The organism is Janthinobacterium sp. GW822-FHT07A03, from assembly GCF_058798815.1.
Genome location: NZ_JBXAKW010000009.1, coordinates 214,332 through 234,718, shown reverse-complemented (window position 1 = coordinate 234,718; position 20,387 = coordinate 214,332). Strand labels below are relative to the sequence as shown.

17 protein-coding genes are annotated in these 20,387 nt (G+C 54.5%); 15 read left to right on the top strand and 2 right to left on the bottom strand.

Annotated features, from left to right (window positions below; all coding sequences use genetic code 11):
• Nucleotides 1–234 precede the first annotated feature (234 nt).
• The 15 genes from AC1RJW_RS24355 (at nt 235) to AC1RJW_RS24285 (ending at nt 18,626) form a co-directional block, all read left to right on the top strand.
• On the top strand, nt 235–1,404 hold the full coding sequence (locus AC1RJW_RS24355) for a DegT/DnrJ/EryC1/StrS family aminotransferase (RefSeq protein WP_493047235.1): 1,170 nt from the start codon (nt 235–237) through the stop codon (nt 1,402–1,404).
• A 5-nt stretch (nt 1,405–1,409) separates the two neighbouring features.
• Nucleotides 1,410–2,540, top strand: coding sequence for a DegT/DnrJ/EryC1/StrS family aminotransferase (locus AC1RJW_RS24350; protein WP_493047234.1), 1,131 nt, complete (start codon nt 1,410–1,412; stop codon nt 2,538–2,540).
• Between the two features lie 41 nt (nt 2,541–2,581).
• A complete protein-coding gene (locus AC1RJW_RS24345) occupies nt 2,582–3,595 on the top strand; it encodes a nucleoside-diphosphate sugar epimerase/dehydratase (RefSeq protein ID WP_070254302.1) in 1,014 nt (337 codons plus the stop codon).
• 109 nt (nt 3,596–3,704) lie between these two features.
• Complete coding sequence (locus tag AC1RJW_RS24340) at nt 3,705–5,213, top strand: lipopolysaccharide biosynthesis protein (protein WP_493047233.1); 1,509 nt, start codon at nt 3,705–3,707, stop codon at nt 5,211–5,213.
• Between the two features lie 70 nt (nt 5,214–5,283).
• Nucleotides 5,284–6,459, top strand: coding sequence for a glycosyltransferase family 2 protein (locus tag AC1RJW_RS24335; protein WP_493047232.1), 1,176 nt, complete (start codon nt 5,284–5,286; stop codon nt 6,457–6,459).
• Nucleotides 6,460–6,570: 111 nt separating this feature from the next.
• Nucleotides 6,571–7,611: an EpsG family protein gene (locus AC1RJW_RS24330; RefSeq protein WP_493047231.1), complete on the top strand. Its 1,041-nt coding sequence runs from the start codon at nt 6,571–6,573 to the stop codon at nt 7,609–7,611.
• 3 nt (nt 7,612–7,614) lie between these two features.
• Nucleotides 7,615–8,421, top strand: a complete 807-nt coding sequence (locus tag AC1RJW_RS24325; RefSeq protein WP_493047230.1) for a glycosyltransferase family 2 protein — start codon at nt 7,615–7,617, stop codon at nt 8,419–8,421.
• Between the two features lie 99 nt (nt 8,422–8,520).
• On the top strand, nt 8,521–9,612 hold the full coding sequence (locus tag AC1RJW_RS24320) for a DUF1972 domain-containing protein (protein WP_493047229.1): 1,092 nt from the start codon (nt 8,521–8,523) through the stop codon (nt 9,610–9,612).
• Between the two features lie 76 nt (nt 9,613–9,688).
• On the top strand, nt 9,689–10,633 hold the full coding sequence (locus AC1RJW_RS24315) for a UDP-glucose 4-epimerase family protein (protein WP_493047308.1): 945 nt from the start codon (nt 9,689–9,691) through the stop codon (nt 10,631–10,633).
• A complete protein-coding gene (locus AC1RJW_RS24310) occupies nt 10,634–11,194 on the top strand; it encodes a sugar transferase (RefSeq protein ID WP_493047228.1) in 561 nt (186 codons plus the stop codon).
• Nucleotides 11,195–11,234: 40 nt separating this feature from the next.
• Nucleotides 11,235–13,151: a polysaccharide biosynthesis protein gene (locus AC1RJW_RS24305; protein WP_493047227.1), complete on the top strand. Its 1,917-nt coding sequence runs from the start codon at nt 11,235–11,237 to the stop codon at nt 13,149–13,151.
• Between the two features lie 76 nt (nt 13,152–13,227).
• The gene (locus AC1RJW_RS24300; RefSeq protein WP_493047226.1) at nt 13,228–14,460 is read left to right on the top strand and encodes a lipopolysaccharide biosynthesis protein; all 1,233 of its coding nucleotides are present in this window, start codon (nt 13,228–13,230) and stop codon (nt 14,458–14,460) included.
• A 179-nt stretch (nt 14,461–14,639) separates the two neighbouring features.
• A complete protein-coding gene (locus AC1RJW_RS24295) occupies nt 14,640–15,482 on the top strand; it encodes a GNAT family N-acetyltransferase (protein WP_493047225.1) in 843 nt (280 codons plus the stop codon).
• 100 nt (nt 15,483–15,582) lie between these two features.
• The gene (locus AC1RJW_RS24290) at nt 15,583–17,094 is read left to right on the top strand and encodes an MBOAT family O-acyltransferase (RefSeq protein WP_493047224.1); all 1,512 of its coding nucleotides are present in this window, start codon (nt 15,583–15,585) and stop codon (nt 17,092–17,094) included.
• An 11-nt stretch (nt 17,095–17,105) separates the two neighbouring features.
• Nucleotides 17,106–18,626 (top strand): alginate O-acetyltransferase AlgX-related protein, encoded by a 1,521-nt coding sequence (locus tag AC1RJW_RS24285; protein ID WP_493047223.1) that lies wholly within the window; start codon nt 17,106–17,108, stop codon nt 18,624–18,626.
• Here AC1RJW_RS24285 and AC1RJW_RS24280 read toward each other — a convergent pair.
• Together AC1RJW_RS24280 and AC1RJW_RS24275 are read right to left on the bottom strand one after the other, a co-directional pair.
• Nucleotides 18,623–19,945, bottom strand: coding sequence for a hypothetical protein (locus AC1RJW_RS24280; protein ID WP_493047222.1), 1,323 nt, complete (start codon nt 19,943–19,945; stop codon nt 18,623–18,625). The two genes, AC1RJW_RS24285 and AC1RJW_RS24280, sit on opposite strands and share 4 nt — an antisense overlap.
• 49 nt (nt 19,946–19,994) lie before the next feature.
• Complete coding sequence (locus tag AC1RJW_RS24275; RefSeq protein WP_493047221.1) at nt 19,995–20,333, bottom strand: DMT family transporter; 339 nt, start codon at nt 20,331–20,333, stop codon at nt 19,995–19,997.
• Nucleotides 20,334–20,387 lie beyond the last annotated feature (54 nt).

Here is a 20,387-nt window from a genome sequence, read left to right as displayed (position 1 = left end):
TCGCATAGCCGATATTGCGCCATCCCGGGCGCGTGAGTGTCCGGCATGATGCTGGCATCATGTGCAGCTTTGACGGTGCGCATGCCCCATAAGCGCGGCGCCATCAAAGAAAACTGATTTCGCAAATGATTGCCTATGCGTGGGCAAGCGGTACTTTACCTATGGATAACGATGGGTAGCGCTTGCTGATCTGGCGCAATGTGTGTTGTGACTGGCTTGTGTCGGCATTCATGTATGGGCACGCCGGATGTCGGGGTGCTGAACCTGCATGTTTCTATTCATTGTTTAATGCCTTTGGTAAACCGAGAGTTGAAGATGATTCCTTTAGTAAAAGTTGGCTTTCCTGATAAGCAGGTCCTGATGCCGGTACTTGAGCAAGTGCTGTATAGCGGCCAGGTCGGGGAGGGTGAGCTGGTCTACGAGTTTGAGCGACGTTTCGCCGAACATTTTGGTTTGCCTTTTGCTTTGGGGATGAGCAGCGGTACGGCCGCATTACATGCGGCATTGCATCTGGCTGGCGTAGGGTCTGGCGATGAGGTTATTTCGACCAGCATGACGGCGGAGCCAACGAATGTGGTTATCCTGCAAATGGGCGCAGTGCCTGTGTTTGCCGACGTTGATGCGCTTTCTGGCAATCTTGACCCGGCCGCCATCGAGGCAGCCATCACTAGCAAGACCAGGGCGATCCTCGTTGTCCACTATGCAGGGATGCCGGTGCGACTGGCGGAGATCGCGTCCATCGCACGTCGTCACGGTATTGCTTTGATTGAAGATTGTGCGCATGCCATGGGTGCGCGCTACGATGGCGCGGCAATCGGCACCATTGGCGACTTTGCCATTTTCTCGCTGCAAGCCATCAAGCACATGACGACCGTTGACGGTGGCATGTTGACCATGCGCGATGCATCGCTGATCCGGGAAGCAAAAAAATTTCGCTGGTTCGGATTGGAAAAGGGCGTGCCGCGTACCGAAGTCGACATCACGTCCATCGGTTATAAATACAATATGAATAATGTGACGGCCACGTTTGGGCTGGCGCAGCTGCAAGACATTGATGCCCGTGTGCTGAATCCGCACAAAGAAAATGGCCGTTATTTTGACCGTGCCATCGGCGCCATTCCAGGTCTTGCCGTGGCCGCCTTCGACAAGCTGGCCGAGCCTAGTTACTGGCTGTATACCGTATTGTCGGATGATTCCACCGATGTCGAACGCCGGCTTGCCGCCATCGGCGTATCGGCGTCGAAGTTGCATCGTCCAAACCATCTGCATAGTATTTTCAAGGAGCTGGCCGGCCCCCTGCCGCAGCTCGATACCTACTATCGCCGCATGGTGCATATCCCGTGCGGCTGGTGGCTGGGTGCGGAAGATCGCGAGCGCATTGTCGATGCCCTGAAAAAAGGGTGATGTCTATGTCTGCACTGTCTTTGTTTGGTGTAGTGAATACGCCGGAGATGGAAGCGGCGGCGCTGGCCGTATTGCGTTCCGGGCGCATTGCTTCCGGCCCGCACGTTGCCGCGTTCGAGGCGGGACTGGGGACTTTGCTGGACCAGTCACATGTCGTCACCACTGTGGATATGACCAGTGCGCTACACCTGGCGTTGTATCTGGCAGGTGTACGCTCGGGAGATGATGTGCTGACCACGGCTTTTGCCTGCATGTCGACCAATTCGGCCATTGCCGGCTGTGGTGCACGCCCGGTCTGGGTGGATGTGGCACCGGCATCGACTTGTATGGACGTGGCCGATTTCGAGCGCGCCATCACACCTGCCACGCGCGCCGTGATTCTGTATCACCTGGCCGGCTATCCTGGCCCTGCGCAGACGATCGCTGATATTTGCCGCCAGCGCGGCATCGTTTTGATTGAGGACTGCGACAACGCTCTGCTGGCAACCATTGATGGCCGGCAGGTGGGGACTTTCGGTGATTTCGCGGTGTTTTCCTTTTATCCGAACCGGCAAATCAATACTACCGAAGGGGGCGCACTGGCGTGCCGCAACCCGGACGATGCGGTCCGTGCGCGCAAACTACGCCGTTTCGGTATCGATGCTGGCAGTTTTCGCACTGCCGTCGGGGAAATCAGTCCGCAGTCCGATATTCCCGTCATCGGCTGGTCGATGGCCATGAATAATTTGTGCGCGGCGCTGGGCTCTGTACAATTGCAGGGAGTCGCGCAGCGCATTGCCCAAACGCGCCTGCATGCACAGCAGATCAATGATGGGCTGGCCTCCTGTGCCGGCTTGACCTTGTTGCCGGCGAGCGCCGGAGCCGTGCCGTCATACTGGGCTGTATTAATTACGGTTGAGCAACGTGATCTTGTTTTGGCGGCGCTGAAAGCGCGGGGCGTGGCAGCATCAATATTGCATCAACGTAATGATATTTATTCTGGATTTGCGGCTTGCTGGCGTGACTTGCCGAATACCGAAATATTACAACGTAGCATAATCGCCCTGCCGTGTGGCTGGTGGCTTTCCGTGCAGGACATCGAGCAACTGATCGCTTCCGTGAAGGGCGCGTTGCACGAGTCTGCCGGTCAAGCCTGACGGTAGCGCCATTTTTAATTTCTACCTTTACCTGGAATGACATGTTTGATAATAAAGTTTTAATGATTACTGGCGGCACTGGATCCTTTGGTAATACCGTGTTGAACAGATTCTTAAACACGAATGTCAAAGAGATTATTGTGTTTAGTCGCGACGAAAAGAAGCAGGAAGACATGCGGATCGCGTTGAATAACGATAAGGTCAAATTTCATATTGGCGACACGCGCGATTACCAGAGTGTCGCGCAGGCGATGGCTGGCGTGGATTATGTTTTCCACGCCGCGGCTCTCAAGCAGGTGCCGTCATGCGAGTTTTATCCAATGGAAGCGGTGCGAACCAATGTGCTGGGTACGGAAAATGTCCTGAACGCGGCGATTGCCAATAACGTTCAAAAAGTCATTTTGCTCAGTACTGACAAGGCAGTGTATCCCATTAATGCGATGGGGATCTCCAAAGCCATGGCCGAAAAAGTGCTGGTCGCGAAGTCGCGCATGGTGCGCCCAGGTGGGCCGGTGATGTGTGCCACGCGTTATGGGAATGTAATGGCATCGCGTGGTTCGGTGATTCCGCTCTTTATTGAAAAGCTTAAGGCTGGCGTACCTCTGACGGTGACCGATCCAGAAATGACGCGCTTCCTGATGTCGCTGGAAGATTCGGTTGACCTGGTAATTCATGCTTTTGAGCATGGACAGCAAGGCGATATTTTTGTGCAGAAGGCGCCTGCCAGCACCATCGAAGTACTGGCGCAGGCTATTCAAGAGCTGTTTTCCAGCAATGTGCCCGTCAAGGTGATCGGTACACGGCATGGTGAAAAACTGTATGAATCGCTGGTATCTCGCGAAGAGATCGCCAAGGCGGAAGATATGGGGGATTATTATCGCGTGCCGGCGGATAACCGCGATTTGAACTACGATAAATTCATCCTGGATGGACAGCCCGAAGTGAATCAGGCACAGGACTATACTTCGCATAATACGCAACGCCTCGATGTCGAGGGCGTCAAGAAATTGCTGTTGTCGCTTGATTATGTACAGCAGGAATTGAAAAATAGCTGATCAGCGGTGAAAATGATGCGGCATCGATAATAGATGCCGAACATATTGCTTTAAGAATTATAATAAAAATGAAATCTCTTATCTTCCCGCTCCATTCCCCCGAATATTCATGATTAAGCAGAATATCACTGCCAATATCATGGGACGTGCATGGGGCTTCATTTCAGTGTATCTGTTTGTGCCCCTGTATTTGCACATGCTGGGGGCGGAAGCCTATGGGCTGGTGGGGTTTTATTCGACACTGCTCGGTGTCATGGCGTTTGCCGATATGGGTTTTTCCGCCACCTTGAATCGCGAGATGGCACGTTTGTCGGCGAGTGCCAATGCAGCGCAGGAACGGCGCGACCTGTTGCGCACGTATGAGTTGAGCTACCTGGTGATTTGCTGCGTGATCGTTCTGGGGTTGTGTCTGGGGGCGCCATTGATTACCGAGCACTGGCTGCAAGCCAGTACCTTGCATTCCGACGATATCACGCTGGCGATCCGCTTGATGGGCGTTGCCATTGCGTTCCAGTTGCCATCAGGCCTGTACATCGGTGGCTTGATGGGTTTGCAGCAACAAGTGCGCGCGAATCTCTTGCAGATCGCCTGGAGTGCCTACCGTGGCTTTGGCACCCTGTTGGTGTTGTGGCTGTTTTCGCCGACCATCGTCACTTTTGCTATCTGGCAACTGGTGGCGAATGCGATTTATTGCCTTACTGTACGGCATGGTTTATGGCATGCACTGAGAACAGATGGCGTGCGCTCTGTCGGCTTTTTCCGGAAGCAAGTGTTTCATACTACCTGGCGCTATGCCTCAGGTATGGCGGGGATGGCGCTGCTGTCGATTTTACTGACACAAATCGATAAGTTGACAGTTAGTAAGATGTTGTCGCTTGAAATGCTGGGTTTTTATACGCTGGCAGGAACGCTGGCATCGGTTCCATTGATATTGGCCAGTCCAATTGCCTCGGCAATTTTCCCCCGTTTCACGGAATTGGTCGCACGTAATGAGCCTGAGCAACTTATTGCCCTATATCACCGGACCTGCCAGTTTGTTGCCATCGTGACCGTGCCTGGCTGCCTGGTGGTAGCGCTGTTTTCGCACGATGTGATTTATTTATGGACCGGTTCCACAGCCAGTGCCCAGGCTGCGGCAATTGCCGCTTCCCTGTTGCTCGGTGGACAAGTATTGCAAGCGATGACAGTCGTGCCATATTACTTGGCCTTAGCGCATGGGAATATCCGCTTGAATTTGCAGGTCGGCATTGTGTCCGTGGTCGTCGTGACGCCGATGATGATTTACCTTGTGCTGCACCACGGCCTGGCCGGTGCTGGTCTGTCATGGCTGATCATGAACCTGTGCACGATGCCGCCGTATATGTATTTCTTGCATCGGAATTTCTTGCCTGGCCAGTTTGGGCGCTGGTTCCGGGAGAGCCTGGCTTTACCCGTACTGGCCAGTTTGCCATGCTTGATGCTGGGCTACTGGTGCCTCTCCACCATTGATGGCCGATGGCTGCGCTTGTTGTTCATCGCTGCGACGGCACTGCTGTGTGTTGCTTGCAGTGCGTTGACGGCGCCGGATATCAGGCGTTGGCTTGCTAACAGTAGATTTGCCAAATGGCTGCCGCATTAAGAAGGCGCCATCTGATTGCATTGTCGATATACCACCCGTTTGTTTAGATATAATACTTATAATGCCTCTTTTGTCTGCCATCATTCCTACGCATAATCGTCAGCGCTATGCGATCAATGCGATTACTACCATCCTGACGAACTTTCCGGATACGGAAGTCGTTGTATCGGATACCAGCGATACCATGCAAATTGCTGAAGAATTGGGGCATTGGATCGATTCTGGCCGGTTGGTTTATGATCACCCGCAACGTCCAATGGATGTGGTCAGCAATTTTCAGAATGGATTGCGTCTGGCGACTGGCGATTATCTGATCTTCCTCGGCGATGATGACTGCTTGGGGCCCTGTGCTGAAGAGTTGGCGCGCTGGGCGCGCGACACGCAGGTCGAAGCAGCAGCCTGTTCCCTGGGGGCAGCCTATTTCTGGCCGGACTTCAAGTCCTTGTATTTCGGGGCGGACTTTACCGCCAAACTGACGGTGCAGCCATTTTCCGCCACCATTTCCCCGCTCAATGGACCGCAGGTGCTGCAGCAGGCATTGAAAAATCTTGGCACCGGCGTCATGTCCATGCCCCGCGCCTATCTGGGAATGATGTCGCGTGCGCTCGCCGAACGTATCGAACAAAAATATGGCGCGCTATTTGGCGGCGTCAGCCCTGATATCTATAGCGCGGCGTTGATTGCCGAGGAATCGCGCAGCAGCGTGCAGATCGACTTTCCTTTTATTATCGCAGGAAGTTCGGGGGGCAGCACTTCGGGACAAAGTGCGGAAGGGGGGCATAAGGGGGGCTTGCGCGACAATGCGCACATCGGCGCTTTCACCAATCTGGTGTGGGACCCCTTGATCCCTGAATTCTATAGCGTGCCAACGGTCTGGTCTTATTCCTTCAAGGCTGCTATCGACAAGATCGGCAATGTTGCCTATCGCCCGAATCTGCCCCGCATGTATGCCAAGTGCTGCCTGCATCACCCTAAATATTGGCGTGAAACAAAAGCTGCCCTGTGTACCTATATCAGGCGCGAACGTTATAGCCCCGCCTGTTTATCTTTTATATGGGAACTGTTCCGCGAGTTTTCACGCCGCGCCTATCGTTTTATGCAGATCAAGTTCAAACCGGCGATTAACCGTCAAGCTTATGCTCAGGAAAAACTGACAAATATTGGCGATGCATATGCGCATTTGTTGACGCATGTGCAACCGAATCTGAGCCAGTTGCAATCCGCCATGAAAGAGTTCAAGCGCTGAGATGTTGCCGAAATTGCGTTGCCAGGCCCTGCGGCGCTTGGCATGTAGCGCGTTGCAGGTGTTGCATCCCCGTAGCGCAAAGTCGGCACTGCCCCGTTTGAAAAAAGAAAAATGCCAATCGGTCAAGTTTATATACTCGCTTTCCTGCCGGTCTTGATACTCGGGATGTTTACCCAGGATAAGTCGCGTCTGTCATTTCAGATTGCGATGTGCTGCCTGATCACCTTGTGCGCCTTTGCCTTCCGTTCGCCAGAATTCGGCACGGACTCTTCGACATACCTGAATTATTTCTTGTCGGCTTGCCAAGGCGGGGGCGGCGCCATCGAAGCCGATGACTATTCCTTCTATGTCATGGACTTCTTTTTCTCGATGGCGCCCGGGGCATTGTGCAATCGGTATGCTTTTGCGAGCATCTGGATACTCTTCATTGTGTTGCCGATTTTGTTTATGAAAGGAAATATTCGGGTCAAGTTCTTCATGCTGTTCTTCCTGATTATTTCCCCGGTGGGCACCGAGTTTTTTACAAATGCATTCAGGCAATCGGCATCGGCCATCCTGTTTTGTGTGGCTATTTCGCGCGGAATGAAACACAAGTCTGGCCTTGTCTTTCTGGTCATGTCGTTGCTGTTGCATAAAAGTTCATTGTTATTGCTGGCAATTTATCTGTTGTCGTGTTGTGACATGCGCCGCCTACTCCAAGGCGGCCTGTTGGCCTTGCTTTGCTTGTTCATTGTGCCAGCGGACAGCGTCCTGTATGCACCGGTCAACGGTTTTGTATATGAGGTCACGAAATATCTGGCGCATGATAACGACGAGATCTTGGCCCGGATCAGCATCTATGCCAGTTTTTTCTGCCTGTATGCGTTCATGCGCCATTTGAACAAGCGGGAATATATTGAGCTGAAGCCATACGCGAACTTCCTTTGGCTGCTGTTTATCGCCAGTGTCCTGCTGTTTCCCCTGCCGTACTTCAGCTATCGGTTTGTGTATTCGATTTATCCGATCTTTGTGTGGTGCTTTGCCTATGAGCTTGAGCGCAGCCGAGCCTTGGAGATGTACTCGCGCGTGTATTGCTATGTGCTCATGTCATTTGGCCTGACCATCGCTTTCCTGCTTGGTTCGTCTTCCATTAATTCGGTGAGCTTTTTTTAAATTATGACTATCGGAAAAACATTTGGTATCACCGTGGTCATACCCGCATATGCCCGCTATGACGCGTTGCTTGATGCTATAGAATCGGTCACGACCACTGCAACCGGACAGGTTGAGATCGTGGTCGTCGACGACTGCTCTCCCAATCTGGTGCTGGCCGAAAAGTTGCCATTTTGCAATTCGTCCGGCGTGCCCGTGCGGGTGTACCGCCTGGCGAAAAACAGTGGCCCCCAGTCGGCTCGTAACATGGGTGTGCGCCGCGCGCGCTACAGTTTCGTGGCGTTTCTGGACTCCGATGATCGGTTTGCTCCAGAGAAAATGGATTTTCTGCTTGGCTATCTGAAACAGGGTACGTGCGACATTGTTTATCATCCCGTCGACACGCCGACCAATATCAATGCCATCAATGCGCGCTGGTATGCGGGGCGCCTGCGCCATCTGCCGTTCAAGTATTTGCTGGCAGCGCTCAATCCCGTGTATACCCCTTGCCTTGCAGTCCGGCGTAACTTGGGCCTGGGCGTGCCGTTGATGCGTTATTGCGAGGATTATGCGTATCTGCTCAATATCAACGCAAGGGCCAAGGCCGTCCATTTCGTTCCTCTGCCGATGACGACGCTGTCGCGCGCGCCAGGCAGTACGGGCGGCCTGTCTTCCGCGCTGTTCAAGATGCGCTTGAATGAGTTTCGCGCAAAGAAAGTCATGTTGCGCCATTGGCGCTTTTACGGCATCGGCTGTCTGTCGATTTCCATCGCATTCGGGTGCTTGAGGATATTGTCCGATGTGCTGAAGTTAAGGTATTTCCGTAAATAATGTTTTGTATTGCCTATTGGATTGTCCTGCTGCATGCAGTGGGCAAATATCCGCGACGGCACTCCTGTTGAATGACAAGTTAAAAATGAAAGCTGGTAAATGAAGATTGCAATTATTGGAACGGTGGGCTTGCCGGCAAAATACGGTGGATGGGAAACGCTGACCGAGCATTTGACGGATAATCTGAGCGACAAGTTTGATATCACCGTATACTGCAGTGGTAAAAAATATGCCGAGCAGCCGCCGACCTATAGGGGCATCAAGCTGAAATATGTCAATCTGGACGCGAATGGCGTGCAGAGTATTCCATACGATATCGTTTCCATGTTGTCTGCGCTGCGCTATGCGGACGTGCTGGTGATCCTGGGGGTTTCAGGCTGTATTTTCTTGCCGGTTATTAAGTTGCTGAGTAAAAAGAAAATCATCGTCAATATCGATGGCATGGAGTGGCGCCGCGCCAAATGGGGGCGTTTCGCCAAATGGTTCCTGAAGCTTTCCGAAGCGACGGCGGTGCGCTTTGCCGATGTCACGATTGCGGACAACAAGGCAATTCAGCAATATGTCAGCGCGCAATATGGCCGCCCCAGCGAATTAATTGCGTATGGTGCAGACCATGTGACGCAGCAGCCTATCAGCGGTGAGGTATTGCAACGCTTTCCCTTCTTGCAGCATGATTATGCCTTCAAGGTATGCCGCATCGAGCCGGAAAATAATGTGCACTTGATCATCGATGTCTTTGCTTCGCAGACGCGCATGCCCCTGGTGATTGTCGGTAACTGGTCCAATAGCGTGTATGGGCAGGAGTTGAAGCAACAATATGCGCATGTGTCGCATGTGCATTTGCTGGATCCGATTTATGACCAGAGCATTCTGAACCAGTTGCGCAGCAATTGCCGTATATACGTGCACGGCCACAGCGCCGGTGGAACGAATCCGTCTCTGGTGGAAGCGATGTATCTGGGCTTGCCCATTCTGGCATTTGGCGTGAGCTATAACCGGGAAACAACGCAAAATCAGGCCCAATACTTCGATGACGAAGCAGGTTTGCTGGCCATTCTGAATACCGTGCAGCCAGATGAGCTGCAGGCGGTTGGGCGCAGCATGAAGCGGATCGCTGAAGAAAATTATACGTGGAGCACAATTTCGGCGAAATATGCCGCCTTGTTTGACACGCCGCGCCAGGTGCGCTAATGGCAGGACAAGCCGCCCGTGCGGCTGGCAGGATGCCAGGCCGGTGTCTTGCTCCCATGTTTTTGATTAGGAATGTATTGTGGTGTTATTGACTGGAGCGACCGGATTTGTCGGCGCCGCATTGCTTGAACGGCTGGCCCGCATAGGCGATGGACGCATTCGTGCGTGCACACGCGATGCCAGTGCCGTGTTTCCTGAGACGGTGGAAAGGTTTGTCATCGATGATCTTTCCAGCCAGACACGTTGGGATCATGCTTTCGATTCGGTGAGTGTTGTCGTGCATGCCGCAGGGCGGGTGCATGTGATGCACGAGACGGCGGCCGATCCGTTGCGGGAGTTTCGCCGTGTAAATGTCGATGGCACCCTGCACCTGGCACGTTGCGCCGCGCGCGCCGGGGTAAAGCGCTTTGTGTTTATCAGTTCCATCAAGGTGAATGGCGAAGGGACACAACCGGGACAGGCCTTTTCGGAAAGCGATGTTCCGGCACCGTCGGATCCGTATGGCATTTCCAAGCTGGAAGCCGAGCAGGCGTTGTTCGCGCTGGGCCAGGAAACCGGCATGCAGGTGGTGGTGATACGGCCGCCGCTGGTCTATGGGCCTGGCGTCGGGGCCAACTTCCTCAGCATGATGCGCTGGCTGCGGCGCGGTGTGCCGCTGCCGCTGGGAGCGATCCAGAATCGGCGCAGCCTGGTAGCGCTGGACAATTTGGCTGATCTGGTTGCCGTATGCGCGGAACATCCCGCTGCCGCCAACCAGGTCTGGCTGGTTGCCGATGGCGAGGACCTGTCGACGAGCCAGCTGCTGCGCCGTATGGCCCAGGCACTGGGCAAGCCCGCGCGGTTGCTGCCGGTACCCGCATGGATGCTGGGCGCGGCATGTGCCGCGATTGGCAAGCGCGGCTTTGCTCAGCGCCTGTGCGGGTCCCTGCAAGTGGATAGTTCAAAGGCGCGCCGGCTACTCGGCTGGGTGCCGCCATTGAGTGTGGATGAAGGTTTGCGCCGTGCGGCGCGGGGAAATTAAATGAAACGTGTATTTGATATAAGTGTTGCCTTGCTGGCCATCGTCGTGCTGTCCGTGCCGCTGTTGGTGGTTGCCCTGATGGTCAAATTGACCTCGCCTGGCCCGTTTGTGTATTGGTCGGACAGGGTGGGACGCCATAACCGAATTTTCCGCATGCCAAAGTTTCGTACCATGCGTGTGGATACTCCCGCGGTCGCGACCCATTTGCTGGCCGATCCCAAGCGCTTTCTCACGCCGGTCGGCCCTTTCCTGCGCAAATCCAGCCTGGATGAATTGCCACAGCTATGGAGCATCCTGGTCGGTGACATGAGCTTTGTCGGTCCGCGTCCTGCCCTGTTCAATCAGGATGACTTGATTGCCTTGCGTACGCAGTACGGTGTCGACAAGGTGTTGCCTGGCTTGACCGGCTGGGCGCAAATCAACGGTCGCGATGAATTGCCGATACCGGACAAAGTGCGCCTGGATGCCGAGTACCTGGAGCGCCAGTCGTTTTTCCTCGACTTGAAGATTATCTTCCTGACCTTCCTGAAAGTGGTGCGTCGCGATGGCATCACGCATTGATGCCCAGGTTGCGCCCGTATATTGAGATTGGTATGAATTGATGACTCCTTTATCGAATTTCCCGCGCTTGCAAAAGCAGCTGATCGCCGCATCTGCGGACATGTTCTTTTTACCACTGACATTTTGCGTGGCAATTTTGCTGCGTTTTGATGGTGTCAGCCTCGCCGTGTTCCGCCCGTACTTCTTGCTGATTCTCCTGGCGCCGCTGATCTCCATTCCGATCTTTATCAAGCTGGGGCTGTATCGTGCAGTGATCCGTTTCATCGATTACAAGATTGTCTATGTGGTGGTGCTGGGCGTGACGCTATCCGTTGCGGTCTTGCTGGCCATTGCTGCTTTCTCCACGCACATGATTGGCCTGTCGCGCGGCGTCTTTGGCATTTACTGGGTCAGTGCGATCATGTACGTGACGGCCAGCCGCTTCATAGCGCGCGGCTATTTTGCCCGGATATCCGGCGTGACCGGTGGTATTCCTGTCGCCATTTATGGCGCTGGTGCATCCGGCAGCCAGTTGGCACAGACGCTTAGCTATGGCACCGAGTATCGTCCGATGGCGCTCATTGACGAGAAAAAAGAGTTGCACGGCGCAATTATCGCCGGCATCCGCGTGTATTCCCCCAACGACTTGCCGGAACTGGTGGCAGACAAGGGCATCACCAAGATACTGGTGGCGCTGCCATCGTTGTCGCGTGCGCAGCAGCGCCGTATTCTTGACAAGCTGGAGCCTCTGAAGATCAAGACCTTGGTGACCCCGCCGATCAAGAGCCTGATCAGCGGCCTGGTTCGCTTGCAGGATTTGCGCGAGATCGAGATCGAGGATTTGCTGGGCCGTGATGCAGTCGAGCCTGACCATGACTTGATGGCCATGTGTATCACTGGAAAGACCGTCATGGTCACGGGGGCCGGTGGCTCCATCGGATCCGAGTTGTGTCGCCAGATTCTGCGCCAACGGCCTGCGCGCCTGATCTTGCTCGAGATGTCGGAATTCGCCCTGTACACCATCGAACAGGAATTGCAGGGCCTGCGCAAGGCGCAGCATATCGAACTTGAGTTGCTGCCATTCTTGGGATCCGTCCTGGAAACGGAGAAATGCGAAAAGATTCTGCGTACGTTCAAGGTGGAAACGGTCTATCACGCAGCCGCATACAAGCATGTGCCGTTGGTGGAACATAACCCCATCGAGGGGATACGCAACAATGCCTTGGGCACCTTGAGCATGGCCCGCGCTGCCATTGCCGCCGGGGTGAAACGCTTTGTGCTGATTTCCACCGACAAAGCTGTGCGGCCAACCAACGTCATGGGGTCGACCAAGCGACTGGCGGAATTGATTTTGCAGGCGTTTTCACGCGAACAAGACAAGACGCGTTTCTGCATGGTGCGCTTTGGTAATGTACTGGGCTCATCCGGCTCTGTCGTTCCCCTGTTCCGCAAGCAGATCATGGCAGGCGGGCCCATCACCATTACGCATCCGGAAATCACGCGTTATTTCATGACCATTCCGGAGGCCGCGCAATTGGTTCTGCAAGCTGGCGCTATGGGCGAAGGAGGCGATGTCTTCGTGCTGGACATGGGTGATCCGGTAAAGATCGTCGACCTGGCCAAGCGCATGGTGCATCTGAGCGGCCTGGAAGTCCGTAGTGAACAGACACCGAATGGCACCATTGAGATCCATCATGTTGGTTTGCGCCCCGGCGAGAAATTGTATGAAGAACTGCTGATTGGCGATAACGTTGAAGGCACCGATCATCCCCTGATCATGCGTGCCCAAGAAGCCGAATTGCCCTGGCGACAGTTGCAGCTGCTGCTCGATGAGTTGACGCAAGCGTGCGAACGGTTTGATCATGAAGCCGTACGCGCCTTGCTGCTGCAAGTAGTCAGCGAATATGCGCCTCAGTGCGGGATTGAAGATTTAATCTGGTGCGCTCGTGGTGGCGATGCCGGATCGTCGCAGCTTTAAGTAATCAGGTACGGCCAGCGCACATCTTGCCTTGCCGTACCGGTGGATTGATGTATTTACTTTCTAAAGAAAAAATATGGAAAATTTGAATCAGCTTGACAAGCACAATGGCGTCAACGTTGCCAATTATGTGAAAGCCTTGCGTGATGCGCGCAAATGGATAGGCGCCGCCACGATCGGCGTCATGGCGATCGCCGTGGCCGGTGCCTTGTATCTGGGACAGTATCGTAGCGAGGGCTTCTTGCAGTTTGGCGGTCCTATTCCCCTGCCCCTGGAGACGCTGGACAAAGATAAGGATGTCAAAAAGGACAAGGAAGGTAATCCTGGTATCGTATTGGCGGATTACAAGCGCTATGCCGCCACCTTCAGCACCAGCGAACGCTTCGATGCTTTTGTACTGGCGAACAAGCTGCAGGGAGTCGACGGCATAGCGGGGCTGCGCAAGGCCATGGCCAGCGGAGATGGCTTTAATAAGATGGTCGAACCTATTTTCTCCTTTACCAAGGTAGACGCCAAAGAATTGATGGAGCAGCCCAAAGATGGCGGCAATAATGTGATTGGCTTGCGCATTTCCTATGCCGCAGGGAATGCCGAAAGTGCCCAGCGCATGGTGGGCTTGCTGGGGCGCTATACCATCGACAGCATCATCTATTCTAATTATTCTGATGTGCTGCGTTTCAAGCATATTGAATTGTCGGCCAAGATCACCAAACTCGATAACGATATCATCACCATGAATGAGCGCCTGGAGATGTATCAGCGCAAGGGCGTGGTGCTCAAGAAGATTGTAGGCAATTATCCGGAAGCGGCGAACAAGGCGGCCAACTCGGTGATTTCAATTACGGAAGATAGCGCCCGCTATTTGTCGCCCGTCACCCATCTGATGTCCGGCGAAGTGGAAGCTTTGAACACCAGCGAAACCATCATCAGGCTCAAGCGCGAGCAGGCGCAGAGTATTTTGTTGCGCGAGTACTACGACAAGGCCAAGAGCCTGCTTGATAACAACCAGTCAGGAGAAGCGCTGCTGCGCGGTCTCGAAGCCGTGAAGGAAGGCGTCTTCAAGAGCAAGAATCTGAACGATGAAGTGGTCAAGGAGGTATATAACATGATCACGATCGACAATCAGCGCTCCATCAATTTGTATCTGGAAAAAAGCCGCTTCATCGCTGGTCCTACTTTGCCGGAGAAACGCAATATCCGCTTGTCCGCGGTATTGCTGCTGAGTCTGCTGTTCGGGTTCTTCCTGTCCTCGGCAATCGTTTTGCTGCGTAAATGGTGGGCGTTGAACATGGACGTTTCCCGTCCTTGAGTAGAGGGGGCGGTCGCGGGGCGTCCGGAGCCCGGCCCGGCAGGGCAGCGGCTGCTGGCACCTCACGCTTGTTCCTTGTACCTTGTCCGTGCTCCTCATGCGCTGCCGGCAGTGCTGTCCGCTGCCGCGACTGCAGTCTGCCGCCTCTTTTTACTGTTCATGTTGGAGCCCATTAATTCATGGAATCATCGAGAATTGTTCATGTGGAGGGTGTGATCATCACGCTCTCCACGGTTGTATCCGAGGCATTAAAAGCTTTGTTTTGGGATGTTTTTTTCCAAAGTAAACACCGTGGTGTGACGCTACAGCGTCATTTCCCTTGGTTGTCGACGGGATCGAAAGGCGTGATTTTTGCCGAAGCGCGTATTGGCGTGGTGACCGTCGGCGGACTGGTGTTGCGGGAAATGCGGTATCCGGTGGGCGAGCGTTCGCTACGTATCGGGATGATCGGCCTCGTTTGCGTGGCACCACGAGAACGCGGCAAAGGTATCGCCAATAGTATGCTGGAGGCCATTCTTGCCCATGCGCGCGAACAGCAGTTCGATTACCTGACGTTGTGGACCAGCCAGTATTCGGTATATGAAAAGCACGGTTTCCAGGTGGCTGACCGCTGGATGTATGGCTGGGTGAAGGGCGCTGAGGGCACAGATCGGCCGCCGTTCAAGCCCGATAGCAAACTCGTACTCAATACCACATTGCCCCTGCCTCCATTTGCGCGCGCCGTGTATGGTTATACCGATCCAGTGTGCTCGATGGTCGTGCTGGAGGATGCCCAAGGCGCCATTGTCACGGCATACGACGGTTTGCCCGCTGCCGCCGCTCAGGCGATGGTGCGCCATCTTCCTTCGTGCTGGCGCCTGAACGTACTGGCAGAGGATGCGATATTGCATGAATTGCAGCGGCATGGAAAGACACTCGAACTGACCCCTGTTCGACTCCAGATGTGGCTCCCACTGCGCGATGGCATGCCCGTGGATCATGTCATCGAGCATGTGACGCTCCCGGTGCTGGATAGAATTTGACGCGATCCCGCTGCTCGATAATACTTGCAAGCTTTGTTTTTTAGATAAGGGATTGTTATGTATTGCACTCTGGACACGATGAAGCGAATGATCGAAAAGTGTGTGGAAAACACCCAAAGAAAAGGTTGCATCGATGATTTTTAGTTCTGCTCAGTTCATTCTGTTATTCCTGCCTGTCTCGTTCTTTGGCTATTTTTTTCTTAACCGGATACGGCTTGTCGTGCTGAGTAAAGCATGGCTGGTGGCGGTCAGCCTGTTCTTTTACGCCTACTGGAATCCCGCTTATATCCATTTGTTGCTAGGCTCGATTCTGTTCAATTTCTCGATCGGTAATCACTTGGCCTCGGATTTCCGTTCGCGGCATTTCCCCTTGTCGCGCCGCGCGGTGCTGACGTTGAGCATAGGCTTGAATCTCGCCTTGCTCGGTTACTTCAAGTACACCAATTTTTTGGTCGACAATATCAATGCCGTGCTCGGCGCCTCGTATGTGCTGCCGCAGATCTTGCTGCCATTGGGGATCAGTTTTTTTACGTTTACGCAAATTGCCTATCTGGTCGACAGCTATCGCGGCGAAGCCAAGGAATATGATTTCCTCAACTACGCGTTGTTCGTCACCTTCTTCCCGCACTTGATCGCCGGTCCAATTCTTCATCACCACGAGATGATGTCGCAGTTCAAGTCGCACCGCAATTTGTCTGTCCGTCATCGTAATATCCTGCTTGGACTGTTCATTTTCAGTATCGGCTTGTTCAAGAAAGCTGTGATCGCCGACACCTTTGCCATCTGGGCCAACGCGGGTTTCGACGGCAAGGCGCAACTGGATTTCTTCAGTGCCTGGCTGACCAGCCTGTCGTATACCTTCCAGCTATATTTTGATTTCAGCGGCTATTGCGACATGGCGATCGGGGCGTCGTTGCTGTTCAACATCTGGTTGCCGATCAATTTCAATTCACCCTATAAGGCGCTCGATATCCAGGATTTCTGGCGCCGTTGGCATATGACGCTGAGCCGTTATTTGCGCGACTACCTGTATATCCCGCTCGGCGGCAATCGCTGTTCGCCTGGGCGTGTCTATTTCAATCTGATGGCCACTTTTGTCTTGGGTGGCCTATGGCATGGCGCCAGCTGGATGTTTATTATCTGGGGCGCGCTGCACGGCGGCGCTCTGGTGCTGCACCGCTTCTGGGGTGGACGGGGCTGGAGCATGCCGAAACCGCTGGCCTGGCTGGTAACTTTTCTATTTATTAATGTCACCTGGGTTTTCTTCCGCGCCAAAGACATGGGCGATGCCCGTCGCATTTTGGGTGGCATGGTCGATTTCGCATCGATTCAGCAGCTGCCACTGGTCACGATTCCCAGTAACCAATTGGCCTGGGGAGGCTGGCTGACCGACTATCTGCTGCGCTGGTTGCCTACCGGATTGGCGGCGAACTTCCTGTGCTTCTGCGCAGTCGTGGTGGCCTTTGTGATTGTCCGGCAAAAGAATTCCTTTGACTTGATGCAAAGCGGCTTGAGCCGGACAAAAATGACAGGTGCCCTGTTCCTGTTTTGTTTTGCAATGTATTCCGTGCTGGTGACAACGACATCTGTCTTCCTTTACTTCAATTTCTAAGCGGTATCATCATGAAAAAAAGGATTTTTACCTTTATCGGTCTGGCATTGCTGGTGCTGTCGCTGGTGCCCCTTATCAACCTGAGCTTGGGCAAGGTGCAAAAAAAGCCGGGTGAAACCTGGTGGCACCGCGCCGTGCTGTACAACCTTGATTTTGCCTTGCCTTACTGGAGCCGGATGCTGTATGGCTTTGGCATTTCCACCAGTCCCAGCCAAGTGACGATAGGCCGTCAAGGCTGGCTGTATCTGGGGGACCAATATGAACAGACGCTGACGGTGACTCGGCGCGGCAGCACACCTGCCGATGTCGAAGCGGCGAGGAGAATTGCCCTGGCCACCACCGGCTGGGAGCAATGGCTGGCAGCGCGAGGCGTGCAGGCTTTCCACGTAGTCCTGGGGCCGAACAAGGATAGCGTGTATGGCGACATGGCACCTGGCTGGGCGCAAGCGCGCAAGCCATCGGCCACAGATACCCTCATCGCTGGCATGAAGCCAGGCCAGTATGTTGATGTGCGGCCTGCCATGCTGAAAGCCAGGACAGAATTTGCGCAAGCCCTTTACTACAAAACGGATACCCATTGGAACCGGCTTGGCGGATGGATTGCCATGCGAGCCCTGGGGGACGAGCTGGCACGCACGGCGCCGGGACTGCAGAGGCTCTCCGGACAGCAGGTGCGACCCGGTACGGCCGTCCAGCGCAACGGGGGCGATCTGGCCAACTTCCTCAAGTTGAGCGAGACCTTGCATGATAGCGAGATTCCGGTTGAGATTGATATCGGGCGTCCGGTGGAGACGGCGAAATATGACTTTGAGACGGGCCGTCTGCTGGAATCGGGCGGGAATCCTGAGGTGGGCGCTCCGCGCACGCCGATGCTTGTCAAGTCACCCAATGCCCTGAATCGAAAGAAAGTACTGTGGCTGCGCGATTCTTTCGGTACTGCCATGTCGCCCTATATGGCAGCGACGTTCAGTGAAACCTTGCAGATTCATTATGGCGTGACCGATGCCGCCATGGTGGTGAAGCTGGTCGAGAAGTACCAGCCGGATTATGTGTTTTTCACCGTTGTCGAGCGCGATGCGAGAGCACCCCGGTTCGAACAGGTACCGCCGCTGCATGTGTCGGCCAAACCGGCCAATTTCGTGGCCCTGGCGCGTGGCACGGAGTCCTCGGCAAATGACCTGGCAGCAGTGCCTGGTTCCCGGGCTTACCGTGTAACTGGTGGCGATGCCTTCATTACCTTCAAGCTCGCGCCGGTAGTGCGCGCGGCCGAAGCGTCCAGAGTGGCGTTTAATCTGGGCTGCGACGATAAGTCCGTGGCGGTGCCGGTACAACTATTCTGGCATGCCGCGGACGGCCATCCGAGCGAAGCGTTCAGTGTACGTTTCATGGCTACACCTGGCAGCAATGCCATCGATCTGGCGACGCTGCCGGCATGGCAGCCGGCGGCCATGATCGCCGGCGTGCGTATCGATCTCGACTCTCCCGATGCTTGCTCGATGCTGACGATCGATGCGGTGGAGCTTGGCCGCTAGTTTTTTGCCAGGCTTGCACGCGCGCTGGCCCGTGCGGCCAGCCAGATGATGATGGACAGGCTGGTGGCGATGATGCACCAGTAGATATAGCGGAAATCGGCTGACGGCACGCTCGCCAGGTACCCGAGGAAGTAGCCGAGCGAGGAGGCGTTCAAGGCCAATATCTGGGTCTTTTCCAGCGATTGCCGCATGCGCCCGCCAAGCACCATCATGGCGATTGCCAGTAGCAGCCAGACATACGGCTTGAAGAATTCCCTGAGCGGCGTCGCCTGGCTGCCTTCGACATAGGCTTGCATCAGGTGCGCCAGTTTCGGATTATCCAGTTTGATGCCCAGTTCATTGTCCATAATGCCTGGGTGCCAGGCATAGTAGGGTTCCAGTGTGGGCGAACGCAGGAAATACAGGAATGCAGTGCCCTTGATCTGCAAGTACTGCAGCGGGTGCGCAACAATGGTGCTTTTCCATAAGGCGTGGGCAGTTGTATGCGGCATGCCAGCAAACAGGCTGCCGCTAGGGTCATAGCCTTTGCGGACAAAGCACATCGCCCGTTCATATTGGATAAGCATGGGGGAGCAGGTGGCATTGTCTTCAGGCTTTACCCAAGGCATCAGGTTTTCGCCCGTCATGAAGGCGATCTTGGCCACTTCATCCCCCATCGTTAATGTTTCAAAGTGTTTTCTTTCCGCCTGCAGGACGTTGTAGCTGAGGACGGACGTGGCCAGAGGCAGGGTGGCCGACACCAGCACGCTCAGGATGGCTACTTGCACGATGGATCGTGTTGGCCAGAAGTAGCGCAGTGCAAAGTAGATGAGGGGTACGATTGCCAGGATGGCATTGTGCCTGACGGCGGACGCATAGAAAATGAACGGGATGGCCAAGGCGGCGATGCGCCAGTTCTTCGTCTTCGTGTACAGCAGTCCCGTCGCTACGAGCAGGGCGAAAGCCATGCCTACGTCTTTCCACAGCACCCCGGCAAAGTTGAGGACCCATGGTAGCAGGTACATGGCGGGAATCAGCAGAGCCCATCCGCGGTGCGCCACATTGCCATACCAGATCAGGATGCCTGCTGCCAGCAAGGCGAGGTGCAGCAGCAGCAAGCTTTGCGGCCCGGATACCAAGGACAGGCACAGATGCCACACATAAGACATGATCGCGGGATGGCTATCCGTATAGTACTGATTCAGTGCTGTCTTGTATTGCACCATGGAGTCATATGACATGAAGCCAGGGGCGAAACAGAACCAGATGACCGCCAGGACGATGGCTGTCAAGGCAATGGCCAGAGGAGTGAAAACCTGATTTTTCATGGGTAACTTCAAATTCGAGCTGGAGAAAGGAGCAGTGCCGCAGGCAAGGGCGATATGGTGCTTATGCCTTCGTGGCAACAAGGATGCCGACGATGATCAGCGCGACACCAATCAGGTATTGGGTTTGGAAACGTTCACCGAAGAGAAAATGGCTGCCGATCGGTACCAGCACGAAGGCCAGTGCCATCAGCGGGTAGATCCGGCCCAGTTCGATGCGCTGCAGTACCCAGACCCAGGCCAGCGTCGTTAGCCCATAGAGGCAGATTGCGGCCGAAAGTGCCGCCAGGGTTTTGAATGAAAAAAAGCTGCCGCTTTGCAGCAATCCGTTGGCGCTGATTTTAAACAGGATTTGTCCGGCTGCAATGCCAAGCACACATAACAGGGCCACGAGGTAAGTCATTCATTTATCTCCATACAGTTGCTGAGGCGAAACGCCGTGCGCCGTATTCCAGCG